Below are 6,025 nucleotides of genomic sequence, written 5' to 3' on the forward strand. Positions count from 1 at the left end.
CGGCCGGAACCCGCTCAGCGGCAAACAGGTGCTGGAGATCGGCCCGGTGGAACGCGTCCTGTCCGTCATGATGACGTCCGGCATGTATGACGACGCCGGCGCCTGGATCAGCAGCGTGGGCATGCCGGGAAAGAGCGGGGTGGCCGGCGGTATCATCGCCGTGCTGCCCGGCCAGGTGGGCCTGGCCGTGTATTCGCCGCCGCTCGATGAGCACGGCAGCAGCGTCCGCGGCCTGGCCACGGCGCAGCGCCTCTCCCGGGACATGGAACTGCACTTCGTCCGCGCGGCCCGGACCGGCCGGTCCGCCATCCTGGCCGCCTACGACGTGACCGAGACGCCGTCGGGCATCCGCCGGAACGACGAGGCCGCCGACGTCCTCCGGGCGCACGGCCACCGGGCACGGGTGATCGAAGTCAACGGCGACCTCCTCTTCGCCGGAACCGAGTCCATGGTCCGCGAGCTCAGCAGCCTGGCGGACGAGGTCGACCTCGTGGTCCTGGATGTGCGCCGCACCGATCAGATCAGCGACGTCGCCGTGCGCATGCTGGCCAAAGCGAGGCAGGGGATGGCCGACGCCGGCCGGGAGCTGGTGCTGATAGAGGCGGACGGTTCCGTCGCGGACGCTCTGGGACGCCTGGAACAGCGGCTGGTGCCGTCCTTCGCGACCCGGAGCGCCGCCGTCGAATACTCCGAAAACCGTCTGCTGGAACGCCACGGGGACCACCTGCTGCTGCCGGACCACGTCCCGGTCACCGCATCTCCCGCCTTGGCACCGCTGGACGAAGCGGACGCCGCGGCGCTCGAAGCCCTCATGACCCCGAAGTCCTACGACGACGGCGACGTCATCCGGCGGGTCGGCCTCCGGTTCGGCGGGGTCTACTTCATCACCTCCGGGAGGGTCAGCAGCACGTCCCCGGGGCCCACCGCGGAGCGGGTCAAGCTCAATACCCTCAGCGCCGGCATGACGTTCGGCGAACTGGCGCTGGGCAGCGGCAACCGGCAGGAAACCACGGTCCGGGCCATTGGTCCGGTGGAGGTCATGGTGCTCAGTGCGGAGGCAATCACCGAGCTGGAAGCCGCCGAGCCGCGCCTGGCGATCGCCCTCTGGAAGGCCCTGACCCGGGACGCCTACACCCGGGTGGAGCAGTATCTGCGCGAGTCCGCGGTCCGGATCCGCGAATAGGGCTTCCGCGGCCGGCCAGGTTGCCTGCTTTGTTTGCTTGGGGCAACTGCTGGCAGACTGGAGCCATGGATTTCACGTCCCGCTATGTAGCCCTTGGCGACTCCTTCACGGAAGGCGTCGGCGACGATGACCCCAACCGCCCCAACGGCGTCCGGGGCTGGGCTGACCGGGTGGCCGAGCAGCTCGGCGCCGACGATCCGGGCTTCGGCTACGCAAACCTCGCCATCCGCGGCCGGAAACTCCGCCAGATCATGGCCGAACAGGTCGATGCCGCCGTAGCCCTCAAACCCACCCTCGTGAGCATCTATGCCGGCGCCAACGACATCCTCCGGCCCAAGGTCGACATCGATAATCTGCTGGTGGACTACGACGCCGGCATTCGTAAGCTCAAGGCCACCGGCGCAACCGTGGTGATGTTCACCGGGTTCGACTCCCGCGGCTCGAAGATCTTCGGCACCACCCGCGGCCGCACCGCGATCTACAACGAGCTGGTCCGCGGAATCGCCGGGGACCACGGCGCCCTCCTGGTGGATTACTGGCGCTTCAGCGAGTACTACGACTGGGGGATGTGGGCAACCGACCGGATGCACATGTCCGCCGCAGGCCACGCGAACATGGCCAAGCGCGTCCTCACCGTCCTGGAGCACGACCACTCGATCGACGTTCCGCCCATGACTCCGGTTCCCGAGCTCAGCCGGGCCGAGGCCGTCCGCGCCAACGCCCGCTGGGTCCGCGAATTCGCCGGACCGTGGGTGGTCCGCCGGGTCACAGGGAAGTCGTCAGGCGACGGGCTGGCCCCGCGCTACCCGAGCCTCACGCACCTCTAGGCGCGGAATCCCGGCGTCGCGAGCAGTTCCCCGCCGCCGAGTACGGCCAGCACTTCGACGTCCCAGCTGTCCGTGGCCCAGTCCAGCATCCGCCTCCCTCCGGCGACGATCGCGGTCGCCAGCACGTCCGCGGTGAGAATGTCCGGGGCTGCCACGGAGACCTGGCGGAAATCGAGGGGGTGCAGCCCGGTGCGGCCTGCCCCGACCCGCCAGATGTGGTTTCCGCGCTCAGCTGTGCCGGACGTCGCCAACGCCGCGAAGCGCCCTGTGCCGCCCAGCGCAAAGCCCGAGAGCAGCGTTCCGCGGTCCTGCGGATCCACGATGCCGGCCAGCCACGGAGTCCCGGGTCCCGGTCCGGGCGAGCCGCTCACCAGCACGTCACCGCCTGCGTTCAGGCACCAGTCCGTGATGCCGGCCGACTCCAGGGCGGAGGCCGCCTGGTCGATGGCGTAACCCTTGATGATGCCGGAGAGGTCCAGTATGCCGTCGGGCCGCTCGGGGGTGAAGAAACCGTCGGTCAACAGCCGCCAACCCGTGGCGTCCGCAAAACGGGCGCGGAATGCCGCCGAGGTATCCCGGAGCGTGACTTCGCCGCGGGCCAGCCGGCTCGCTTCCGAATCCGTCCGGTACAGACTGAACGTCGCGTCCAGGCCGGAGAATATGTGTTCGACGGCGGCAGCGGCACCTTCCAGCACCGGTTCGCCGTCCCGCATCCCGCAGTCGTCCGCGGGCAGGGCGAGGCTGATGACGGTCCCCATGCACCGGAAAGTCCTGCTTTTCAGGGCCGGGCCGCCCAGGTTGGCGGCGCTCAGTGCCGGACTTTCGGCGGGCGAGGGCTTAAAGGTTGGCTGCATCAAGGGCTGCCTGAAGCGAAGTCAAATAGGCGTCGCTGGTGACCGTGGCGCCGCTGATGGTCTGTACCTGGGCCGACTGGGCTTTGATGACCGCGGCACGCAGCAGCGGAGCGGCCCGGTTGCTGATTTGCACGGATTTTCGGTCGTCGTCGGTCAGCTGGAGGGCGGTGACATCCGTGATCGCGCCGGCCTTTACGGTGATCTGCACCTGGACGGTGCCGAAGCGGGTCTGGACCGCCGCTCCGGTGAACGTTCCGGCGGCCTGTGCCGCGCTTGTGGTGCCTCCGCTGGACCCGCTTGCGGAACTGGATCCGGAAACTCCGTTTGTGGTTCCGCTGCTCCCGCCCGTCCCGGACGAGGCGGNGGGGGCCGAGGTGGCCGCCGCGGTGCTCCCGGTTTCTGCGACGTGGGCTCCTGACTGCCAGCCGGCCAGGAGTATTCCGGCGGAGGCCAGCGTTGCTGAAACTGCTGCGCGTATTCTCACCAGTCGAACCTTTCGTAGTGGAGTTGTTCGTCGCGGACGCCGGCCGCGCGGGCTCCGCTGATCGCACTGCGGGCCCACGCGGACGGGCCGCAAATGTACACGTCGGCGTCGGCGACGTCCGGGGCGTAACTGGCCAGCCGGTGTCCTGACCGGACGGCCGATTCGGGCAGCCAACTCTGTTCGCCGGCGGTCCGGGCGCCGGTGAGATGGAACAGGGTCGCGCCGCGGCGCCGGCAGAGTTCCAGGATTTCGTCGCCCAGATAGAGTTCCGCCTCACTGTGGCCGCGGAGAATCACTGTGGCGTTGCCCGGTTCAAAGGGTGTGCGCTCCAGCAGTGCGCGGAGGGGGGTGATTCCGATGCCGGCACCGATCATCACGACGCGGTTCCGGCTGCGGGCCGCTGTGCTGAAGAGCCCGTAGGGTCCCTCGATCGCTACCCTGGTCCCGGATTTCAGCCGCGCCAACTGGGCCGATCCCCGGCCGAGGTTGCGCACGGTAATCCGCAGTCGGCCCCGGCCCGCGGAATCGAACAGCACGGGTTCCGCGGACAGGCTGAACGGGTGCGGATGCCACCACGCGCCCGGGGCGAGGAACCTCCAGATGAAAAACCTGCCGCCGCTGCCGGCCAGTTCGTCGAGGTGGCGGCCCGCCAGTTCAATACTGACGACGCCGGGACCCTCCGTCATGACGCGGCTCACCGTCAGTTGGTGCCGGACGGTGGCCACGAGCGGCTCCAGGACGCGGTAGTGGACCAGAGCGGCGCCGGTGCCGATGCAGATGGCCAGCCAGTACCAGCGCTGCCAGGTGCCCACGGCGAAGAGTGCCCCGGTGCTGAACTGATGCGGGATTGCGGTCAGCACCGCTGCGTAGGTCAGCAGGTGGACGGCATACCAAAATTCGTAAGGGAACCGGCGTCGGACGGCGACCAGCGAGGTGACCACAACGGCGATGAACAGTCCCATGGACACGATGGCGAGCCACATGTCCGGGACCAGCACCCAGAGGGACACGAGCTCACTCACCGGATCGAGCCCTTCGGCCATGCCATATCCGATTGCGATCAGGATTCCATGTGCGAGCAGCAGGTACAGCGACGGTTTGCCGAGTTTGCGGTGGAATTCCAGGGCACGGTCGTGCCCGACGGCGCCATCGATTAAGGGAATACGCGCCGCTAACAGCAACATGAGCAGCACAAGGTCCATACCGGCCAGCCCGGCGACGATTCCCAGGGCCGTGAAGGAGCCGGCCAGGGTCGAGAACCCCGTGGCGCCGCCGTCGGCGAGCCAGAGTGCGATGGACAAGGCCACCGAAGCCCACGCGAGCACGGTCAGGAGGTCTGCCCGGAGCAGGCGGCGCCGGGACTGACCGCGGAACCGCTCCACGGGAGTGCGGCGGGCCGTGGCCGGCAGGGCCGTCTGGAGTGAAGAATTCATGGTTCCACCGTCCGCCCGGCGCCTATCATTTTGCTGTGAAAGCGCTAGGGTGCCGATGTGACTTCGCGCCGAACCGGCCGGCACCCCTTATACACCGCCGGATACCGGATTGGTCTTTAATTCGTCAAGCTCGTAGACTTGGTAGGCGGTAGGTGGCGCGGAGCGTGTGCAATTGCTCCGGTTGGCGGGATTTGTCTGCAACATCGACAGTCCTGAGGGCCGGTAGTTAGGGGCTCAAGTTGCGTGCACTCCTGTATTCGCCCAGCATCCCGGTACTTCGCGGTGGCTTCCCAAAAGGTTTCCGCCGCCCGGTGACCGTGGCCCACAATCTTCGCCGCAGTGAGGAAAGCAGACGGTTTACGCCGCTGCCTGAACACTGCGGAACTACCGAATCCCTGTGGGGGCTGGATGCGGACGCTGCCTGTCGCACGGTTACGCGGGAACTCCGCAACCGTTTCATTTATTTTTGAGGAGAGTCGTCATGGCAGCACACTGCCAGGTGACCGGAGCCGAGCCGGGCTTTGGACACAGCATTTCGCACTCGCACCGACGCAACAAGCGTCGGTTCGACCCGAACATCCAGAAGAAGCGCTATTGGGTTCCGTCCCTGCGCCGTAATGTCACCCTGCAGGTCTCTGCACGTGGCATCAAGACCATCGACGTGCGTGGCATCGACGTAGTCGTAGCCGCCATCCTGGCACGAGGAGTGAAGCTCTAATGGCTAAGGACAAGGACGTACGTCCGATCATCAAGCTCAAGTCGACCGCGGGCACGGGGTACACCTACGTGACGCGCAAGAACCGTCGTAACGACCCGGACCGTATGGTTCTGAAGAAGTACGACCCCCGCATCCGCAAGCACGTCGAATTCCGAGAGGAGCGCTAAACACATGGCTAAGAAGTCAATGATCGCTAAGAACGAACAGCGTAAAGTCATCGTCGAGCGTTATGCTGCAAAGCGCCTCGAACTGAAGAAGGCTCTGGTTGACCCCGCGTCGACCGACGAAGCCCGCGAAGCTGCGCGCCTCGGCCTGCAGAAGCTGCCCCGCAACGCCTCGCCGGTACGTCTGCGTAACCGCGACATCATCGATGGCCGCCCGCGCGGTACCTTCCAGAAGTTCGGCATCTCCCGTGTTCGCTTCCGCGACATGGCTCACCGCGGTGAGCTCCCGGGCATCACGAAGTCTTCCTGGTAATTCAGCACCCCTGAAACCAGTGGCTTGAAGAAGGGCCGGCGCCTCGTGG

8 protein-coding genes are annotated in these 6,025 nt (G+C 67.0%); 5 read left to right on the top strand and 3 right to left on the bottom strand.

Annotation, left to right across the window (positions count from 1 at the left end):
* Together K789_RS0102555 and K789_RS0102560 are read left to right on the top strand one after the other, a co-directional pair.
* A partial coding sequence (locus tag K789_RS0102555; RefSeq protein ID WP_024365381.1) for a glutaminase occupies positions 1-1,183 on the top strand: 1,183 nt, incomplete at its 5' end.
* 65 nt (positions 1,184-1,248) lie between these two features.
* Positions 1,249-2,010: an SGNH/GDSL hydrolase family protein gene (locus tag K789_RS0102560; protein WP_024365382.1), complete on the top strand. Its 762-nt coding sequence runs from the start codon at positions 1,249-1,251 to the stop codon at positions 2,008-2,010.
* Here the strand turns inward: K789_RS0102560 and K789_RS0102565 are convergent.
* From K789_RS0102565 to K789_RS0102575, 3 genes are all read right to left on the bottom strand, one after another.
* Positions 2,007-2,864 (bottom strand): FAD:protein FMN transferase, encoded by an 858-nt coding sequence (locus tag K789_RS0102565; RefSeq protein WP_306376313.1) that lies wholly within the window; start codon positions 2,862-2,864, stop codon positions 2,007-2,009. The two genes, K789_RS0102560 and K789_RS0102565, sit on opposite strands and share 4 nt — an antisense overlap.
* The gene (locus K789_RS0102570; RefSeq protein WP_024365384.1) at positions 2,848-3,348 is read right to left on the bottom strand and encodes an FMN-binding protein; all 501 of its coding nucleotides are present in this window, start codon (positions 3,346-3,348) and stop codon (positions 2,848-2,850) included. Before K789_RS0102570 ends, K789_RS0102565 begins: the two co-directional genes overlap by 17 nt.
* Entirely contained in the window at positions 3,345-4,781 is a 1,437-nt protein-coding gene (locus K789_RS0102575) for a ferric reductase-like transmembrane domain-containing protein (RefSeq protein WP_024365385.1), read from the bottom strand. The genes K789_RS0102570 and K789_RS0102575 overlap by 4 nt, the downstream gene beginning before the upstream one ends.
* Before the next feature lie 481 nt (positions 4,782-5,262).
* Between K789_RS0102575 and rpmB the strand changes: the two genes are divergently transcribed.
* The 3 genes from rpmB to rpsN are packed head-to-tail and all read left to right on the top strand — an operon-like array spanning position 5,263 to position 5,976.
* The gene (gene rpmB, locus K789_RS0102580; protein ID WP_011693744.1) at positions 5,263-5,499 is read left to right on the top strand and encodes a 50S ribosomal protein L28; all 237 of its coding nucleotides are present in this window, start codon (positions 5,263-5,265) and stop codon (positions 5,497-5,499) included.
* Positions 5,499-5,666: a 50S ribosomal protein L33 gene (rpmG, locus tag K789_RS0102585; RefSeq protein WP_011693743.1), complete on the top strand. Its 168-nt coding sequence runs from the start codon at positions 5,499-5,501 to the stop codon at positions 5,664-5,666. Before rpmB ends, rpmG begins: the two co-directional genes overlap by 1 nt.
* Positions 5,667-5,670: 4 nt before the next feature.
* Positions 5,671-5,976, top strand: coding sequence for a 30S ribosomal protein S14 (gene rpsN, locus K789_RS0102590; protein ID WP_011693742.1), 306 nt, complete (start codon positions 5,671-5,673; stop codon positions 5,974-5,976).
* Positions 5,977-6,025 lie beyond the last annotated feature (49 nt).

This window comes from Arthrobacter sp. TB 26 (genome assembly GCF_000427315.1).
Taxonomy (GTDB): Bacteria; Actinomycetota; Actinomycetes; order Actinomycetales; family Micrococcaceae; genus Arthrobacter.